This is a genomic window from Exiguobacterium sp. LL15, assembly GCF_024436095.1.
GTDB lineage: Bacteria > Bacillota > Bacilli > Exiguobacteriales > Exiguobacteriaceae > Exiguobacterium_A > Exiguobacterium_A indicum.
On record NZ_JANFNX010000004.1, the window covers coordinates 60,233 to 76,313 of the forward strand.

17 protein-coding genes are annotated in these 16,081 nt (G+C 45.2%); 5 read left to right on the top strand and 12 right to left on the bottom strand.

What is annotated here, in order from left to right; genetic code table 11:
- Positions 1–49: 49 nt before the first annotated feature.
- Positions 50–1,099 carry a ribosome small subunit-dependent GTPase A gene (gene rsgA, locus NOM72_RS14605; RefSeq protein WP_055966661.1) on the bottom strand — a complete coding sequence of 350 codons (1,050 nt, stop codon included), beginning with the start codon at positions 1,097–1,099 and terminating at the stop codon, positions 50–52.
- A 273-nt stretch (positions 1,100–1,372) separates the two neighbouring features.
- Here rsgA and NOM72_RS14610 point away from each other — a divergent pair, with 273 nt between their 5' ends.
- From NOM72_RS14610 to NOM72_RS14630, 5 genes are read left to right on the top strand one after another with little or no spacing between them, the layout of a single operon-like run.
- Positions 1,373–1,750 (top strand): lmo0954 family membrane protein, encoded by a 378-nt coding sequence (locus NOM72_RS14610; protein ID WP_023467260.1) that lies wholly within the window; start codon positions 1,373–1,375, stop codon positions 1,748–1,750.
- A 50-nt stretch (positions 1,751–1,800) separates the two neighbouring features.
- Positions 1,801–2,418, top strand: coding sequence for a PspA/IM30 family protein (locus NOM72_RS14615; protein ID WP_023467259.1), 618 nt, complete (start codon positions 1,801–1,803; stop codon positions 2,416–2,418).
- A 59-nt stretch (positions 2,419–2,477) separates the two neighbouring features.
- Positions 2,478–3,197 carry a cell wall-active antibiotics response protein LiaF gene (gene liaF / locus NOM72_RS14620; RefSeq protein ID WP_029340864.1) on the top strand — a complete coding sequence of 240 codons (720 nt, stop codon included), beginning with the start codon at positions 2,478–2,480 and terminating at the stop codon, positions 3,195–3,197.
- Positions 3,194–4,219 carry a sensor histidine kinase gene (locus NOM72_RS14625; protein ID WP_035398797.1) on the top strand — a complete coding sequence of 342 codons (1,026 nt, stop codon included), beginning with the start codon at positions 3,194–3,196 and terminating at the stop codon, positions 4,217–4,219. Before liaF ends, NOM72_RS14625 begins: the two co-directional genes overlap by 4 nt.
- The gene (locus NOM72_RS14630; protein ID WP_023467256.1) at positions 4,216–4,845 is read left to right on the top strand and encodes a response regulator; all 630 of its coding nucleotides are present in this window, start codon (positions 4,216–4,218) and stop codon (positions 4,843–4,845) included. Before NOM72_RS14625 ends, NOM72_RS14630 begins: the two co-directional genes overlap by 4 nt.
- Positions 4,846–5,142: 297 nt before the next feature.
- On the opposite strand, the gene NOM72_RS14635 is transcribed toward NOM72_RS14630, so the two are convergent.
- From NOM72_RS14635 to NOM72_RS14685, 11 genes are all read right to left on the bottom strand, one after another.
- Positions 5,143–6,834 carry a b(o/a)3-type cytochrome-c oxidase subunit 1 gene (locus NOM72_RS14635; protein ID WP_023467255.1) on the bottom strand — a complete coding sequence of 564 codons (1,692 nt, stop codon included), beginning with the start codon at positions 6,832–6,834 and terminating at the stop codon, positions 5,143–5,145.
- A gap of 1 nt (position 6,835) precedes the next feature.
- Complete coding sequence (locus NOM72_RS14640) at positions 6,836–7,306, bottom strand: cytochrome c oxidase subunit II (RefSeq protein WP_023467254.1); 471 nt, start codon at positions 7,304–7,306, stop codon at positions 6,836–6,838.
- Positions 7,307–7,318: 12 nt separating this feature from the next.
- On the bottom strand, positions 7,319–7,432 hold the full coding sequence (locus NOM72_RS14645; RefSeq protein WP_023467253.1) for a hypothetical protein: 114 nt from the start codon (positions 7,430–7,432) through the stop codon (positions 7,319–7,321).
- Between the two features lie 221 nt (positions 7,433–7,653).
- Positions 7,654–8,367 (bottom strand): Crp/Fnr family transcriptional regulator, encoded by a 714-nt coding sequence (locus NOM72_RS14650; protein WP_255999398.1) that lies wholly within the window; start codon positions 8,365–8,367, stop codon positions 7,654–7,656.
- 158 nt (positions 8,368–8,525) lie between these two features.
- Positions 8,526–9,668: a CDP-glycerol glycerophosphotransferase family protein gene (locus NOM72_RS14655; RefSeq protein WP_035398801.1), complete on the bottom strand. Its 1,143-nt coding sequence runs from the start codon at positions 9,666–9,668 to the stop codon at positions 8,526–8,528.
- A gap of 54 nt (positions 9,669–9,722) precedes the next feature.
- Positions 9,723–10,112: a glycerol-3-phosphate cytidylyltransferase gene (tagD, locus tag NOM72_RS14660; protein ID WP_023467250.1), complete on the bottom strand. Its 390-nt coding sequence runs from the start codon at positions 10,110–10,112 to the stop codon at positions 9,723–9,725.
- A 17-nt stretch (positions 10,113–10,129) separates the two neighbouring features.
- Positions 10,130–11,299: a CDP-glycerol--glycerophosphate glycerophosphotransferase gene (locus tag NOM72_RS14665; RefSeq protein ID WP_035398867.1), complete on the bottom strand. Its 1,170-nt coding sequence runs from the start codon at positions 11,297–11,299 to the stop codon at positions 10,130–10,132.
- Positions 11,300–11,363: 64 nt separating this feature from the next.
- Positions 11,364–12,746 carry an aldehyde dehydrogenase gene (locus NOM72_RS14670; protein ID WP_255999399.1) on the bottom strand — a complete coding sequence of 461 codons (1,383 nt, stop codon included), beginning with the start codon at positions 12,744–12,746 and terminating at the stop codon, positions 11,364–11,366.
- Between the two features lie 100 nt (positions 12,747–12,846).
- Positions 12,847–13,554: a purine-nucleoside phosphorylase gene (deoD, locus tag NOM72_RS14675; protein ID WP_023467244.1), complete on the bottom strand. Its 708-nt coding sequence runs from the start codon at positions 13,552–13,554 to the stop codon at positions 12,847–12,849.
- Between the two features lie 24 nt (positions 13,555–13,578).
- Positions 13,579–14,283 carry a response regulator transcription factor gene (locus NOM72_RS14680; protein ID WP_023467243.1) on the bottom strand — a complete coding sequence of 235 codons (705 nt, stop codon included), beginning with the start codon at positions 14,281–14,283 and terminating at the stop codon, positions 13,579–13,581.
- Positions 14,280–16,043: a sensor histidine kinase gene (locus tag NOM72_RS14685; RefSeq protein WP_255999400.1), complete on the bottom strand. Its 1,764-nt coding sequence runs from the start codon at positions 16,041–16,043 to the stop codon at positions 14,280–14,282. The genes NOM72_RS14680 and NOM72_RS14685 overlap by 4 nt, the downstream gene beginning before the upstream one ends.
- Positions 16,044–16,081 lie beyond the last annotated feature (38 nt).

The window sequence follows — 16,081 nt, forward strand, 5'->3', positions numbered from 1 at the left end:
AAAAGAGACTCCTTTTTCCGTTGCAGATGCTTTTCATATTTCAGTCGTATTATCGCTTTTGATACTTCACTTTCGTATGCGCTTGGGCCTGCTTGTGGATTTTTTTCCACTTTTCTTTCTCCGCCGCCTGCAACGCCACATTTTGCTTGCGTTCCGCATAAGCGATTTCTCGTTTTAGCTTGACGAAGCTGTTCCAGCGTTCAGCAGTTAGTGTGCCATCTTCTAAAGCTGTCCGAACGGCACAGCCCGGTTCCTTATCATGTTCACAGTCTCGGAAACGACAGTTTTCAGCAAGCTCCTCAATATCGGAAAACGTCGACGATAATCCGTCACTTCCATCCCATAAGGCCAATTCTCGCATCCCCGGTGTATCAACGAGCAGTAGACCGTTCGATAGTCGTTTCAGTTCGCGATGCGTCGTCGTGTGACGTCCACGTTCATCGTCTTCTCGTACGCCACCCGTCTCCATTAACTGTTCTCCAGCTAAAGCATTGACGAGCGTCGACTTCCCGACGCCGGACGATCCGACTAACACGATCGTCTGCTTGATTTGTAACTGTTCACGCAACTCCTCTAATCCGTCGCCGGTCAAAGAATCAACGGCAAGGATTGGTGTTCCGAACGCAATCGCTTCGACAGCCTGTATTTCCGTTTCAATCGACGGCATCAAAGTTTTTTTCGTCAGGACGATGATTGGTGTCACCCCTGCATCCCAAGCAACCGTTAAATAACGTTCCAGTCGACGGACGTTGAAGTCATGTCCAAAAGCCATGACGAGCAAGGCGACGTCAACATTCGCGCAGATGATTTGTTCCTCGGTTTCCGTTCCTGCCGCTTTTCGGGAAAATTGAGAAGATCGTGGCAAGACACGTTCGATCCGTCCTTTGCCTGGCTCTCGCTCTGTTTGGATGATCCAGTCACCAACCGCTGGCAATTCAGCTTTCGTTCCCGATTGAAAACGCAATTTACCAGACAGTTCGCTCAGCGATTCTCCTGTTTCCGTCATGACGCGATAATGTGTTTGATAGACGGCTATGATCCGTCCTAATCGTTCTGTTCCTGTCGTTTCGTAGACAGGTGGTGTACCCCATTCGTTCAAATGGTTTCCTCCTCTGATTTAAGGGAGGGAAACCCCTCCCTGGTTTCCGACACATGTTACTTGGTTTACGTTGATTGTTGCACTCATCAACATCACTCCTCTCGATTCGATTCCCTTATAGAGTATCACATGAATCATTGGTGCTGATAGCGCTTCCCTTAAAGTCAGACCTTCTCTCCGCCTTAAGCCCGAGAGCAAATACGGTCCAAAGAGTGTCGTAGGAATAGAAGGACTCCCGTATCATAAAGGTATCAACACAAGGGAGGCTTCCTCATGAAGCAATCGAAAGGAAAACAATTGGTGATGATTCTCGCCGGACTGGCGTTACTTGCCGTCGTCATCGGAACATTACCGCATATGATCGGACTTGGCTTAGGGGCGTTACTCGCGTTCTATTCGATCAGTAAGTTCATGCAATCGAACAAATGGCCAGCGAAACTCGGCTTCGGATTCCTAGCAGCCATCGGAATCGGACTTGCCCTTTCGAACATCTGGGCAGTCATTGGAATCGCAGCAGCCATCGCATTGTACGTCGGTTACATGCGTATGAAACTACAACGTGTCAATGTTCAAGATCTCTTTAACCGTCGCCGTACATCAACGACACATTTCGAAGCAGACTGGAAAGACCTAGACGAAAAACGTTTCTAATCAAAATGTGTGACCCGATATCATTCGCCATTTCCAAGGAGGAATTTTTCATGAAAAACGTATTTGATCAACTCAACGATTTTGCGACACAAATGATGACAGAAGTCAAAAAAGCAGCCGAACAGGGTGAAGTACCTGCTAAAAAGCTCGTTCGTCATATTCGATCTACAGAAGCTGATTTAAAAGAGATTGATCGACTACTCGAGCGTCAACGGACATTGCTGCTGGAACTGACACAAAAACAGGAAGAAGCGAAGGATTTAGCCGATAAACGCTTCAAGCAAGTCGAAATCGCGAACGAAGCCGGTGAACAACAACTGGCTGAGCGTGCAGCCATCGAATCGAAGCATTACGGGGAGCAGTACCGGTTCTTTGAAGAACTCGTCGCTGAGACGAAACGCGAGCTGAACGAATTGGAACGTGAAGCCCTCGAATTGAAGTTAAAGCTCGAAGATCTACAAAACAAACGGTACGAATGGATGATGCGCGAAAACGTCTCGAACTTAAAAAACAAGATGAACCAGGTGCTAGATCGCGAACCAAATGCTACTATAAAAGAAGAAGCACATCCGTTCACGGCAGAAGAGCCTGAAGCAAAACAACCAGCCGTTGATGAAGATGATATCGATGCGCGTATCGCTGAACTCGAACGCCGCATTCACCAATAAGCAGTCAATGATGAAGGAGGCGTATGCCTCCCTTTGTCATGTTAGAAAGGAGATTGATCGTGCGACGATTAAGTACGAAACAACTGGTCGGTTACGTATCGATCCTGTTCGCCCTCGGTCTGTTCTATGACCTATTGTCCGGTGCAGGAAATGTATTGTTTGGTGTCTTATTTCCGTTCCTGCTGTATTATGTCGGGATTCATTTCCGGCGACGCAATCATGAAAAATTAGCAATCCTCTTCTATATCGTCGGTACGATCATTCTTGCTGGCGTCGTCCTTAGTTCGGCTGCCATCGGTTTTGTCATTGCTGGTATCTTGCTCTATCTTGGGATCATTCTCGTGACACGACATTCTGTCCGCGAATTTTTATTTTCACGGATTGCTCCGCATCAATATGAAGAGGAAGGGATCAAGATTCAACCCGCTTATTCCTTCTCGACTCAAGCCGATGCACCGTACGTCTTACAGGATTTGAGCGAACAGTTCATCGTCAAGGATTTAGAAATCGATTTGACGCACGCCTATGTTCCAGAAGGCGAGACCTTGATCGTCGTCAGTGGTGTCGTCGGGGACGTCCGAATTCTTTTACCGTCCGGCTACGACTATACACTCGACACGTCAATCGGCTTCGGAAGCGTCAAGACAGATATCCGCCGGATTCCGACCTTCTTTAATCGACGCATTCAATTCCGGGCACCGGAATACGGCGAAGCGACGCGGAAGGTTCGCATTCATGTCATGCTCGGTATTGGCAACGTGGAGGTGTCTTCGATATGAAGCGTGATCAATTCCCGCTTGGTGTCATTGCACTCCAAGTCATGACGGGCTTTTTGACTGCCGTCATGACGACGTTGTTATTCTTAAGTACACGACAAGTCGATTGGCATGTCCTATTCGTCCGTCAACAAGATTTCCCTGTCCTTCTACTCGTCATCGGACTCTCGTTATTACTACCGCTTGCCATCGGTAGCATGCATTACTTTTTCTTGCGACGTGACTTCAAACGTGTCACGACTGCCATCATTGAACTGGAACAAGGAAAAGATGTGACGATCGTTCCGGGTCCCTACTTTCATACGTTGACGCGCTTGTCGCGGATTGGAAAACGTATCGACGAACAAGTCGAGACCGTCCAAAAAATCAGTACACGTCCGCAACACGTTGAACAAGTAAGAGTTCAAGCCGTCACGGAGGAACGAAAGCGACTCGCACGTGATTTACACGACTCCGTTTCGCAACAGCTCTATGCCATCTCCATGATGACGACAGCAGCTAAACAGACGATTCTGTCTCAACCTGAAGCTGCAGCCAAACAGATCGAGATGGTCGAGACGATGGCGCAAACGGCGCAGTCTGAAATGCGCTCCCTCTTACTTCAGCTTCGCCCTGTCGAACTAGAAGGGATGACGTTACAACAAGGACTTTCGCAACTGCTCGAAGAATTATCTAGAAAGCAGTCCACACAGTTGAGTTGGAAGTTAGAAGAGATGACACTTCCACGACAAATCGAAAACGAGTTGTTCCGGATCGTCCAAGAAGGATTGACGAATGCATTACGTCACGCGAAAGCGTCTCATATGGATATCGAGCTCCGACAATTCAACGAAACGATCATTCTGAGCATGAATGATGATGGTGTTGGATTCGTCGTTGATGAAAAAAAACTTGCCTCTTATGGCATTAATTCGATGCGGGAACGAACGGCTGAGATGGGCGGAACGATTCGTCTCGTCAGTGTTCCAGGACAAGGAACCCAAATTGAAGTCAAACTTAGAAAAGATCGGATGGTGCAAGTATGATACGCGTATTATTAGTAGATGATCACGAGATGGTCCGGGCCGGTGTGTCTGCTTTCCTTTCCACACAACCAGACATCGAGGTCGTCGCCGAAGCGTCGGATGGTCAAGCAGGAGCCTTGCTTGCGCTTGAACACCGACCGGATGTCATCTTGATGGATTTAGTGATGGAGCCAGTCGATGGCGTCGAAGGAACGCGACTGATTCGCAAAGACTGGCCGGAAGCAAAAATTCTCGTCGTGACGAGTTTTCTTGATGATGAGAAAGTTTATCCTGTCATTGAAGCCGGTGCGATGAGTTATGTCTTAAAAACGGCTAGCGCCTTTGACATCGCAGAAGCGATTCGCAAGACGGCAAACGGTCAATCTGTCATGGCAGCACAAGTGACCGGTAAAATGATGGAACGTCTTCGTCGTCCTACGACACACTTGCATGACGATTTGACGGAACGTGAGCAGGAAGTTCTTCAATTGATGGCTCGTGGTATGGCGAACCAAGAAATCGCAGACGAATTATTCATTTCCTTAAAAACCGTTAAGACACACGTCTCGAACATCTTATCGAAACTCGATGTCGTAGACCGTACACAAGCTGTCGTCTATGCCTTCAAGCATAATCTCGTCAAATAAGATTTAGCCCTTCATTACTTATTCCTTAAGCTCACGCAAATAAGGGGCTGACTCAAAAGTCAGTCTCTACAAAGATAAGGGAGGCAGATTGATGATCTGCCTCCCTTATCTCGTAATAAAAAGAATGACGCGTCACACGCAACTCCTACAGGAAAAGCGCATTTATGCGTTGTCAGAGACAAACAAGCCCCCCTTTCTTGCTTAAATGAAGTAGGAAAGGGGGGCTTTGTCTCGCCTGAGGAAAGGGCGTGAAATGACGCGTCATTCTTTTTTTGAGTCAGTCCCCTCTTCACTGTCTTACCAGAGTCTCCATCCGGGAGCTCCTGGAGGGGCATTTTCAATCATATGCCAAATCGGTACCGTGTACGCAAACGCAATCAAAGCGAACGTCACGAAAATCCATAGCTTCCAATTTTCAAAGAAGAGTGGCGTTGCCATCGCCTCTTCTTCCGTTTCAGCAATCGGAAATTCTTCCGTTCCTTTTGGCGCTCGGAAGGCCAGTTGGAACATCGCATAGAGGAATAGCAGAATCGAGATGAATAAAATCGTTCCGCCGATCGCCATTGCGACATGATATGGAATCCAGTCAGCGACGATTGAATCCTTGAAGTAGGTGGCTGGTCCCGTCCGTCGTGGATTACCGAGTAATCCTGAGATGTGCATCGCAGTCGACATGAAGAGCATTCCGATCGTCCAGGCAGCCGTTTGAATAAGTCCAAGACGATTCATTGCCGCTGTTAACGTTCGACCACGTAAGAGCGGGACAAGCCAGTAGGCTGTTCCGAAGAACGTTAGTGCGACAGCAGCACCGACCGTGATATGAAAGTGTCCCGTAACCCATAATGTGTTATGAACGATGATGTTCAGCTGATGCGATGCATTAATGACACCACCTGCACCTGCTGGAATGAAGAACAACATCCCGATGAACGGTGCAAGGAACCGGACATCCCGATATGGCATTTTCTTCACCCAACCAAATATGCCAGTTGCTCCCTTACGGCGACCTGCTAGCTCAAATGTCGCAAACATCGAGAAGGCAGTCATCAATGATGGAATGATGACGAGGAATGTCAAGACGACTTGGACATACTTCCAAAATGCAGAAATCCCTGGCTCTAACAATTGATGGTGAAAACCTACAGGGAATGAAAAGAGTAGGAATAACAAGAACGACATGCGTGCTAACGCGTCAGAAAAAATCTTCCCACCAACGATTTTCGGAATGACCGTATACCAGACGATGTAGGCAGGTAACAACCAGAAATAGACGAGCGGATGACCAAAGTACCAAAATAGCGTCCGAGATAGCTCGATTCCGACCTTATCCGTCCAACCAAGAGATAAAGGAAGAAGTTGAAAGAGAATCGTTGCCGCTACGCCGAGTGTCGCAACCACCCATAACAAGGCAGTCATAATGCTCATGTAGGCTTGAAGCGGTGGATGAACACCAGGGTGTTCCCGCTTATAATCAGCATACATTCGGAACATGGCACCAGACGCGATCCACGTTCCGACGACGAAGATGACGAGTCCGATATAAAAAACAGGATGTGCCTTGAGTGGTGCATAGAACGTATAGAGGACGGAAGCTTCACCTGCAAGCACCATCCACGTGACGAGGACGACACCGAGAATCATGAACCAGAACCCGACCCATCCGAGACGTCGCGGAAACTCTTCGAAGCGTCCGAACGATTGACCTAAAAATGAGAACAATAATCCGAAAATGAATAACGTCGTAAAGACGATTGCAAGCATCAATCCGTGAGCAGTCAGAAGCTCATAGTATCCGATTCCAGCGATTTCTGGAATGGCACCTGTCCGTACCATCGTTTGTAGTAATCCACATAGACCACCGATCAATAAGGCGACAAGTGAAAAACTAACATGTGCAAAGGCCAGTTTCGCTTCCTTGACTCCGATGACGGTAGCGGGTAGACCACGCTCCATCTCGAACTGTCTTAGTTTATTTGATATAGCATTCATCTTATTCCACCACCTTGATTTTCGTTGCCATCATATGATGGGCATTACCACAATATTCATTACAGACGATGAGATATTCGCCTGCTTCCTTGAACGTATACTCAATCGAATTAATATGTCCGGGAACGACCATCATATTGACGTTCGTCTTAACGATTTCAAATCCATGAACGACGTCCTTCGATGTCACGAGAAAATCGACTGTCGCCCCTTTAGGTATGACCATATCTTTGGGTGTAAACTGAAAAGCTTGTGAAACGATGACCGCTTCATATCGGTTGTCATCAATTTTCTTTAGTCCTGGCTTATCAAACGGTTTCGTCTGATCGACTTTCGTCGGATCAATCAATGTCGCATCGGATGGCGGTTGATTTCCGGATGCAAAAGCGGATATACCGATGATCGTCAAGAAGATCGCGAGCATCGCTACTCCGAAGATCAGCCAGATTTTTTCTAAACGATGAATGTGCATCGTGATTCCTCCTTAACGTGATATGAACAATAGAAAGATTGAACTCCACATCCCGATGATGACACCTGCTACGATCAGGACGGCAACGAATGTTCCTTTTAGGTTCGATTCTGTCTTTTGACTCATCGTGATTACTCCTTTCCTACTCTGAACTTGTCTTTATTGTAAGAATTCAGCAAGTCTGGAAACTGTGATAAATATCACTTTAAATATGAAAATTCCGCACTTTTCATTTCGAAAACACACAGAAAGTTCACATCTAAACGAGCGTAGAAAAAACTTTTATACACAAAAATAACGCGAGACAGGAAAGTCCTGTTTCGCGTCGGGATGATTCGTACATCTTATTAAATTCGACAAACACCTGCTGGACACCCTTCACAATGACACAGATCCCGTAGATATTGCGGATCGTGAATGGTGATTTCTTTTGCTGTCATCGAAACGACCCCTTCTTTTTTCCACTGAGAAAACATACGATTAACGGTCTCACGTGGTGCACCAATCAATTGACCAAACTCACCGTCGGATGGTCGCTTCGCAAGACGATACGTTTCTCCCACTCGTTCCCCTTCCATCGCAATCAAGCGAAGTAACGTCGAAGCTAATGCCCCTGGTTTTCCAAACAGTAGTAAGTCACGTAATTTCGTTTCCGTTTGCTTCCGCATTAATGCTTGCCATCGCATGATCTCAAGCGCAAAGGCACCGTCTTTTTTCATAAGCTCTTCTAATTGGTTTTTCGATAAGAATCCGATGATGCTATCTTCCATCGTTTCAATACTGTAGGAACTCGGAAAAGCTTCTCCTACATCAAATTCGCCAAACAAATCTCCTTTGAAATATAAAAACATGAGTAATGGACTGCCTTTTTTCGTCAACTTCGATAGTTTGACGCCTCCTTGTTTCACATAAAACAACTTATCGTTCATTTCCCCTTCCCAACAGACAATGGAATCCTTTTTGAACGTCGTTTCTGTCATGAAGCTCTCAAGCAACGTTCGCGTTTCGGGTGATAAGACAAACGTATTGGCTTCAGTCGTTCCACAAGTTAGCATATCCATTTCTCCTCTCCTCTTCTTCTGCTTTTAGTATAGAACATCACAGTCGAAAAGAATGGATTTTCAAAAGATCGTCAAATTTTGTTCAATGTTTCACATTTGTTTTCGAAAATTTATCTGACGACCGCTTTCTAAAACTAAAGCAATCGTCAGATTGAGTATCATATATCTCCGTAATAATGATCAACGATGCGTTCCACTGCTTGACCAGGGGGATGATCATACCAACTCGTTTGAAATTCCTCCATGTGCTGACGGCACTCTTCTAGTATCGTCTCAGACATGATCCAATCCATCAATTGTTCCATTCGCTCCGTCTGTCGCACAGGCAATGGTTTCGGATACTGATCGACGAGACCTGGTAGTTGTCGATATGTATCGATATCCGGTGTGTACAGGAACGCCGGAATGTTGAGGAGACAGCTTTCAAATGGAATGGAGGAATAATCAGTTACGAGCACATCTGTGATCAGCAAGTAATCATTGATTGAATACGTATCGTCCACAAGATGGATATGGCTAGAACGATAGGTCGAAAGCGCTTGAATCGTCGGATGCAATTTAACGAGAATCGTCCATCCCGCTTGAGCAAGTTTTTCAAACTGTTGAATCGTATGATCTTCTGTTTCTTTGTATTCCCGGTATGTCGGTGCATACAATAAGATCCGACGATCAGTCTTTGCGTATTGTTTTCTTAATTCCACTGTTTTCTGTTTTCGTTGCTCCTCATCAAACCAATAGTCCGTTCGTGGCATGCCGAACGCTTTAAAGTGGGATCGTTCTAAATCGTGCGGCATCATGAATTGTTCAGCACACCGCATTCCTGGAACAATAAAATCTCCGTATTCTTGATAGACACGTCGAAATCGTTTCTGTGTCGACGTGGACATCGAACGAGTTTTCGATGAGGTCAGCCCAAACTGTTTTAACGTTCCAGCGGCATGCCACAATTGAATCCGCCTTGTATTTTTTCGAGTAGAGGAAACGCTGAATTCTCCAATATAATTATCTAAAAAAACATGACGAGAAGTAGCTAAATGATAAGAAATCGTAATCAATCGCATTGGATGATAAGCAATTTTGCGACTGACATTCCAACAATCTGTCGCCCGCATATAGCGTTCGTCGAAGATAAGAACTTGCTTTTGTTGGTTGTTTCGTTGATTTAAGCGAAGATGTATTGGCATAGCATTTTCACCATAGCTCATCCAAAATAACGTCTTTTCTTGAATGGGTAAAAAACAAAATAGTTGATAGACTATTCGAAAGATAAATAAATAGATCGAAATAATCATTGAACGCATATTTAGTGACTCCCTTAAAAAAGAGACCTCACTCCCGCGAGGTCTCTTCATCCATTAATTCGAGCCTAGCTCATTCTTAATTTGGCTAGTTGAAATTCCTTCAGTGCGCTCCAAGTAAACGACTTCACAATGGTCTTTTAAGAAGTCGAATTCACCTTTCCAGTCGTCACCCATAACGAATACATCAACATTATGTTTTTGAACGTCTTCTACTTTTTGTTCCCAGTTGTTCTCTGGAATGACTTCATCCACATAACGAATTGCTTCTAAGATTAATTTACGATTCTCATAGTTATGGTACGCTTGTTTATGCTTAAGACGATTGAATTCATCTGTCGAAATTGCCACGATGAGGTAATCTCCCATTTCTTTAGCGCGACGTAAAATATTGATATGTCCCCAATGTAACAAATCAAATGTACCGTACGTAATGACCTTCTTCATCTAAAAACACTCCCCGTTTATTTAATATTCTCTAAGATATCCAGCGCAGCTCTTTGTGCTGCGTGACCGTCATCCCATTCGCAATAATGACGACGAAATGCTTCACTTTTCAAATCGAATCGTCGCTCCCACGACTCGATCTGTCTGATTTCTTCAAAAAGAATTTGCTCTTCTTGAATCAACGGACCCGGTGCTTCTTCCTCAAAAGAAAAATAGAATCCTCTTAGATGATCACGATAATGTTTGAGATCATAGGTGTAGAATAGCATCGGACGTTTTAAGTGCGCATAATCGAACATCACTGAGGAATAATCCGTTATCAAGATATCTGCCGCTAAGTATAGCTCAGAAATTTCCGGATATCTAGAGGCATTCTTAATCGCTGAGACAGCACTCAAATCCAATTGATCGCCAACAAGATAATGGAGTCGTACAAGCATTGTATACTCATCTCCAAATTCTTCCTCAAATCGTTCAATGGAGAAAGGTAACGTAAATGAGTAGTTTCCTTGCTCAACGTAATCATCATCTCTCCATGTTGGAGCATATAAAATAATCTTTTTATCGGTTTCTATTTGATAATGTGCCTTTACCCGCTCAATAATACTTTCATGTTTTTCATTTTGGTACAGCACATCGTTTCTAGGATATCCGATTTCTAACATTTTTCCTTCGTATCCAAACGCTCTTTTAAAAATTTCACTCGAGTATGCGTTCGGAGAGAGAAGGACATCCCATTTTGCTGATTCTTTTACAAAATCTTTTTTATATTGATCAGTTGATGTGTTCGCCATTCGGACATCCACCATATCAAGCGCTAATTTTTTGAGTGGCGTTCCGTGCCATGTTTGATAATATAGAGTACCTTTTCGTTTTACTAGCCATGAAGGAAGGCGACTATTGGACACCCAAACGCGAGAAGTAGCTAATAAAAAAATCCATTTGATCGTCATCCGATTCACAGATGTCACCTGTTCATCCGTCATAGAAACACCGCGTTGTTTGCTGATGATCAATTCTAAGTCAACGTTCATCTTTTTCAACTCATCGTAGATGGCTTTAGGACTATCATTGTACTGTTTGCCCAAAAAGCTTTCAAACATGACACGATTTTTCCGTACCGGAAATAAGGTGAAGATTCGCATCATGACCCGAAGACTTCGCTCCACCATACCTGTTTTTTTCATGAGTCGAATTAATTTCTTCTTCACAATCAAAATCCCTCTCATACCAAGTATTCAATACAGCTCATCATAACAAAAAGCGCATCCATTTGGAATTGCTATTTGTTCGCATGTAGCGGAAAGGTAAATCGAAAGTCGTCGTGTTTTTGACGATTCCTTTACGATGGCTGAACGTCTCGAAACTATACTTGCCATGATATCCACCCATGCCACTCGCCCCGACTCCACCAAATGGTAAGTGATGTTGTGCGACGTGCATCAATGTGTCATTGACACATCCACCACCGAATGAAATCCGTTCAAGGATACGATGTTCGACGGCTTTGTTCTCTGTGAACAGATAAAGTGCAAGCGGTTTGTCACGATTATTGACGAACGCGATGACCTCTTCGATTTCACGGTAGGTCAACACCGGCAGGATCGGTCCGAAGATTTCGTCTTGCATCACTGGAGCATCCACCGCTACATTCGTCATGACGGTCGGCGCCATCTTACGCGTTTCCGGATCGACTTGTCCACCGAATTCGATCGTCCCTTGCGACAAGTAACTGCTGAGGCGATTCAGATGATCGTCCGATACGATTTTGACGTAGGATGAGACGCCGACGCCATTCCCGTACTGTTTGAAGGCTTCTTCTTCAATCAACTGCAAGAAACGTTCTTTAACGTCCTCATGAATCAATACGTAATCCGGGGCGATACATGTCTGTCCGGCATTCAGCCATTTTCCCCATGCGATCCGCTTCGCTGCTAGACGAAGATCCGCATCCTTGTGAACGATCGTCGGTGATTTACCACCCAGTTCAAGCGTGACCGGTGTCAAATGCTTCGCTGCAGCTTGATGCACGATTTTTCCGACGCGTGTGGAACCCGTAAAGAAGATATAATCAAAGCGTTCGTTTAATAAAGCGCTACTGACTTCAGCATCTCCTTCTATGACGATTCCGAATCGTTCATGGAATGCCGTTTCAAAAACTTCTCGTAATACACGAGAGACGTTCGGTGTCAGCTCGGATGGTTTAAGGACGACCGTATTCCCCGCTGCAATCGCACCAATGACCGGAGCAAGTGCCAGCTGGAAAGGATAGTTCCATGGCGCGATGACAAGAACGTTGCCATAGGGTTCATACTGGATTTCACTTTTTGAGCCGATATGCAGAAGCGGTGTTGCGACACGCTTCGGGCGTGCCAGTCGACGGAGTTGTCGCTCCATCCGTTGAATCTCCCCATAAACGAAACCGATTTCCGTCGTAAAAGCATCATGCTGTCCTTTATTGAGATCTTGTTTTAATGCCTCATAGATCTCCGCTTCATGCGTTTCAATCGCTTGGCGTAAGAATGTCAGCATGCTTAAGCGAAAAGCTAGACTACGTGTTGCACCTGTTTGGAAAAAGTGACGCTTTGTCTCAAGGCGCTCTGAAAGCACTGTCTCTGTCATCGTTGTCTCCATCCGAGAATCTCCCCTTTAACTGATCTATAACACTGCCTTTATCTTACCATATCTCTTTTCGACTATGAAAAAAGACGGAGAGGCTTCTCCGTCTTACTTCTTATAATTGAATCGCTGTTTCAAGCGCGACTTTCATCATATCGTTGAATGTCGTCTGGCGCTCTTCCGATGTCGTTTCTTCACCTGTCAACAGATGATCTGAAATCGTCAGGATCGTCAGTGCGTTTACTTTATGTTTTGCTGCAAGTGTGTAAAGACCTGCCGCTTCCATCTCGATTGCGAGACATCCGAAATCCGCCCATTTTTTGAAATGATGGAAATCATCTTGATAGAACTGATCCGTCGTGAAGATTTGACCGACTTTTGCATCGATACCTTGTTCTTTAGCTGCTGTATATGCTTTATGCAGCAGATCAAAAGAAGCTGTCGGTGCGTAGTCTAGTCCATTAAAACGGACACGGTTCTGTGCCATGTCATGCGAAGCACTCATCGCGATGACGACGTCACGAACTTTAACGTCTGGCGTGATCCCACCGGCAGTACCGACACGGATCAAGTTCTTCGCACCGTATGACTGAACGAGTTCGTTCGCATAGATCGACATCGATGGTACACCCATACCTGTTCCTTGAACCGAAACTTTTTTCCCTTTATAAGTACCTGTGAAGCCATACATGCCTCGAACCTCGTTATAAAGAACAACATCCTCTAAAAACGTCTCAGCGATGTATTTAGCACGTAACGGATCTCCTGGAAGTAAGACCGTTTCGGCGATTTGTCCTTCAGCTGCGTTAATGTGTACACTCATGTACGATTCCTCCTCGATAGTCGTTTAAATCGACAACAATTCACGAAACTCATTCGGTGTCATACCGAATTGTTTTTTGAACACTTTCCGAAAATACTTATCGTCCTGATATCCGACTTCAAGTGCGATTTCGTAAATGCGTGCTTCCGTCTCACTCAATAATTCCTTCGCCCGATTCAAGCGAATCGTTTGGATGTAATCAGATAAGTTAACAGAAAAACGCTGTTTGAAGCGTCGTGATATATACTCTCGGCTCAAGTAAAACCGTTCGCTCATGAATTGCAGTGTCAATTCTTCCGCATAATGCGTTTCGATGTATTTGGCGATTTGATCAATCGCTTCCCCTGATTCCACTACCGGATGGATACATTCCATCGCGCGGGACAAGGCATCATTGAGTACATCTGGATCAACCGGCTTCAATAAATAATCAAAGGATTGATGCAAAATGGCACGTCGCATATACGTATAATCATCATACCCTGTCAGCACGATCGTGACGACCTTTGGATGATGATTTTTTGTCCATTCTAGTAATGTTAATCCGTCGAGTCCAGGCATTTCGACATCTGTCAGCATTAAATCGATCGTTCCAGTATCCAGTAATCGTTTCGCTTCTTCCCCATGTTCCGCCTCGTAAATATGTGAGACCTGCCAACTGTCCCATTCTCCGAGCAATTTGACCGCTTCCCGTACATGTCGTTCATCGTCTACGATCAACACGTTCATGCCAAGTCCCCCTTCTCATATGGAATCCGAATCACGATTTTGAATCCGCCCTCTACAGCTGAAGAAGAGAGCGTCATATTTGCTTGTTCCCCGTAAAAAATCAAGAGCCGTTCATAAATATTATGGAGACCAATGCCGCTCGTCTCGAGATCCTCTGGGCTACGATGCATGCGCATTTTACGATCAATCTCTTCAAGTCGTCCTGTTTCGAGGACGGCACCGCTATTCTCGATTTGAATAATGAGGCGTCCGCCATCCGTCCGGACTTTGTAAGCAAGATAGTTCTCCGTCGCTGCTAATTGCTGTCGAAAGCCGTGTTTAAAGTAATTTTCAGCGAACGGTTGCAAGATCATCTTCGGCACTTCAATGTCATTGAGATGCCACGGGACGTCAACGATATAACGGAAACGTTCCGGAAAACGTTGCTGTTGCAAACGAATATACGCTTGAAGATGATCGACTTCTTGTTTTAACGTCACGATCGTCTGCTCATTATTCATCGAGTAGCGCATCATTTGTGATAATCCGGTGATGGAGCGGTACGCGATCTTCCGGTCTCCTTGTAACGTCGTCGTTCCGATCGATTGTAAGGCATTGAATAAGAAGTGCGGATTGAGCTGAGATTGTAATGCCCGTAGCTCATTCGTCCGGTTTTCGAGTGCCAGTCGATACTCCCGTTTGATTAAACGATCAATCCGTTGAATCATGCGTTGGAACTGACGGTTGAGTAATCCAATCTCGTCATTCGTCGTCGCAACGAATGGTGCTGATAAATCCCCTTGTTCGACTCGCCAGACGTTTGCTGTCAACTGTTTGATTGGCTTCGTGATCTGCATGGCAACGAGACTTGCGGCAATGATCATAACGAACAGTGAGACGAGACCAATCAAAACAAGAATCAATGCCGTTTCATTCGCCCCTTGGATGACTGACGCATACGGAATCCGTTTGACAAGTATGAGTGGAACGCCATTCGTCATCGTCTTTGAGTAGACGATGAACGATTTTCCGACACGTAAACTCCCACTCTGCCCAGTGAATCGATCGACCGGTAGTTCCATCTCTGCCCCAGTCTGTGCCAACACACGCTGTTCTGTCATCAACCATAACGACTCTTCCGGATCATTCTCGAACAGTTTTAACTGTTGTTCAAATACACGGACGGGAATATCCACCGAAAGGAAGCCGAGTGGCTCATCTGTTTCGACACGATCGATGCGATAACGAAAACTAACGACTTGTTTTTCATCAAGAATCATCGTGTGCACATTATATGGTTCAATCGTGTGCGCTTCGTCAATCAACCAGCCGTTTTTTTGTTTCATCAATCGAAAATAATCCGTTTCTTGCATCCAATCAAACTTTCCTCGACTCGTTGTTTTCATGTTATAGACCGAATACTCCGAATAACCATTTAAAATGACGAAATGTAACTGCTCGATATCCTGACGTGATAAAAACAGACCTAACATCGCCCGCGAAACGACTCCATCGGATTCGTCTAGTTCCTGATCTGCCCCGACGCGCATGATGTTCATCAACGAACGATTCGCGTACAGACTCGTCGATAGACGGCGGACATCCTCTATATAATGGGTCACCTGTGTATTTCCCCGCGTCAATACGTTCAGGCTAGAACGTTCTGCCTGTTCAATGTTTTGGTGCCGCACATACAGATAGGAAATCGATGTCGCGAGGGCAGTCGGAATCAAGATCGCCAGGACGACGAGACGAATCAAACGCGTCCGGATACTTTTCATGAAAGGCGCCCCCATCCTTTTTCTTGTAATCAATCGTA

What these genes read in the sequence shown, in the direction of transcription:
- NOM72_RS14680 (WP_023467243.1), bottom strand. Translation starts at nt 14,283, where the DNA reads ATGAACGTGTTGATCGTAGACGATGAACGACATGTACGGGAAGCGGTC.
- NOM72_RS14630 (WP_023467256.1), top strand. Translation starts at nt 4,216, where the DNA reads ATGATACGCGTATTATTAGTAGATGATCACGAGATGGTCCGGGCCGGT.
- NOM72_RS14665 (WP_035398867.1), bottom strand. Translation starts at nt 11,299, where the DNA reads ATGAAAAAAACAGGTATGGTGGAGCGAAGTCTTCGGGTCATGATGCGA.
- NOM72_RS14655 (WP_035398801.1), bottom strand. Translation starts at nt 9,668, where the DNA reads ATGCGTTCAATGATTATTTCGATCTATTTATTTATCTTTCGAATAGTC.
- NOM72_RS14625 (WP_035398797.1), top strand. Translation starts at nt 3,194, where the DNA reads ATGAAGCGTGATCAATTCCCGCTTGGTGTCATTGCACTCCAAGTCATG.
- deoD (WP_023467244.1), bottom strand. Translation starts at nt 13,554, where the DNA reads ATGAGTGTACACATTAACGCAGCTGAAGGACAAATCGCCGAAACGGTC.
- NOM72_RS14650 (WP_255999398.1), bottom strand. Translation starts at nt 8,367, where the DNA reads ATGGATATGCTAACTTGTGGAACGACTGAAGCCAATACGTTTGTCTTA.
- NOM72_RS14640 (WP_023467254.1), bottom strand. Translation starts at nt 7,306, where the DNA reads ATGCACATTCATCGTTTAGAAAAAATCTGGCTGATCTTCGGAGTAGCG.
- NOM72_RS14645 (WP_023467253.1), bottom strand. Translation starts at nt 7,432, where the DNA reads ATGAGTCAAAAGACAGAATCGAACCTAAAAGGAACATTCGTTGCCGTC.
- NOM72_RS14670 (WP_255999399.1), bottom strand. Translation starts at nt 12,746, where the DNA reads ATGGAGACAACGATGACAGAGACAGTGCTTTCAGAGCGCCTTGAGACA.
- NOM72_RS14635 (WP_023467255.1), bottom strand. Translation starts at nt 6,834, where the DNA reads ATGAATGCTATATCAAATAAACTAAGACAGTTCGAGATGGAGCGTGGT.
- NOM72_RS14685 (WP_255999400.1), bottom strand. Translation starts at nt 16,043, where the DNA reads ATGAAAAGTATCCGGACGCGTTTGATTCGTCTCGTCGTCCTGGCGATC.
- NOM72_RS14615 (WP_023467259.1), top strand. Translation starts at nt 1,801, where the DNA reads ATGAAAAACGTATTTGATCAACTCAACGATTTTGCGACACAAATGATG.
- NOM72_RS14610 (WP_023467260.1), top strand. Translation starts at nt 1,373, where the DNA reads ATGAAGCAATCGAAAGGAAAACAATTGGTGATGATTCTCGCCGGACTG.
- tagD (WP_023467250.1), bottom strand. Translation starts at nt 10,112, where the DNA reads ATGAAGAAGGTCATTACGTACGGTACATTTGATTTGTTACATTGGGGA.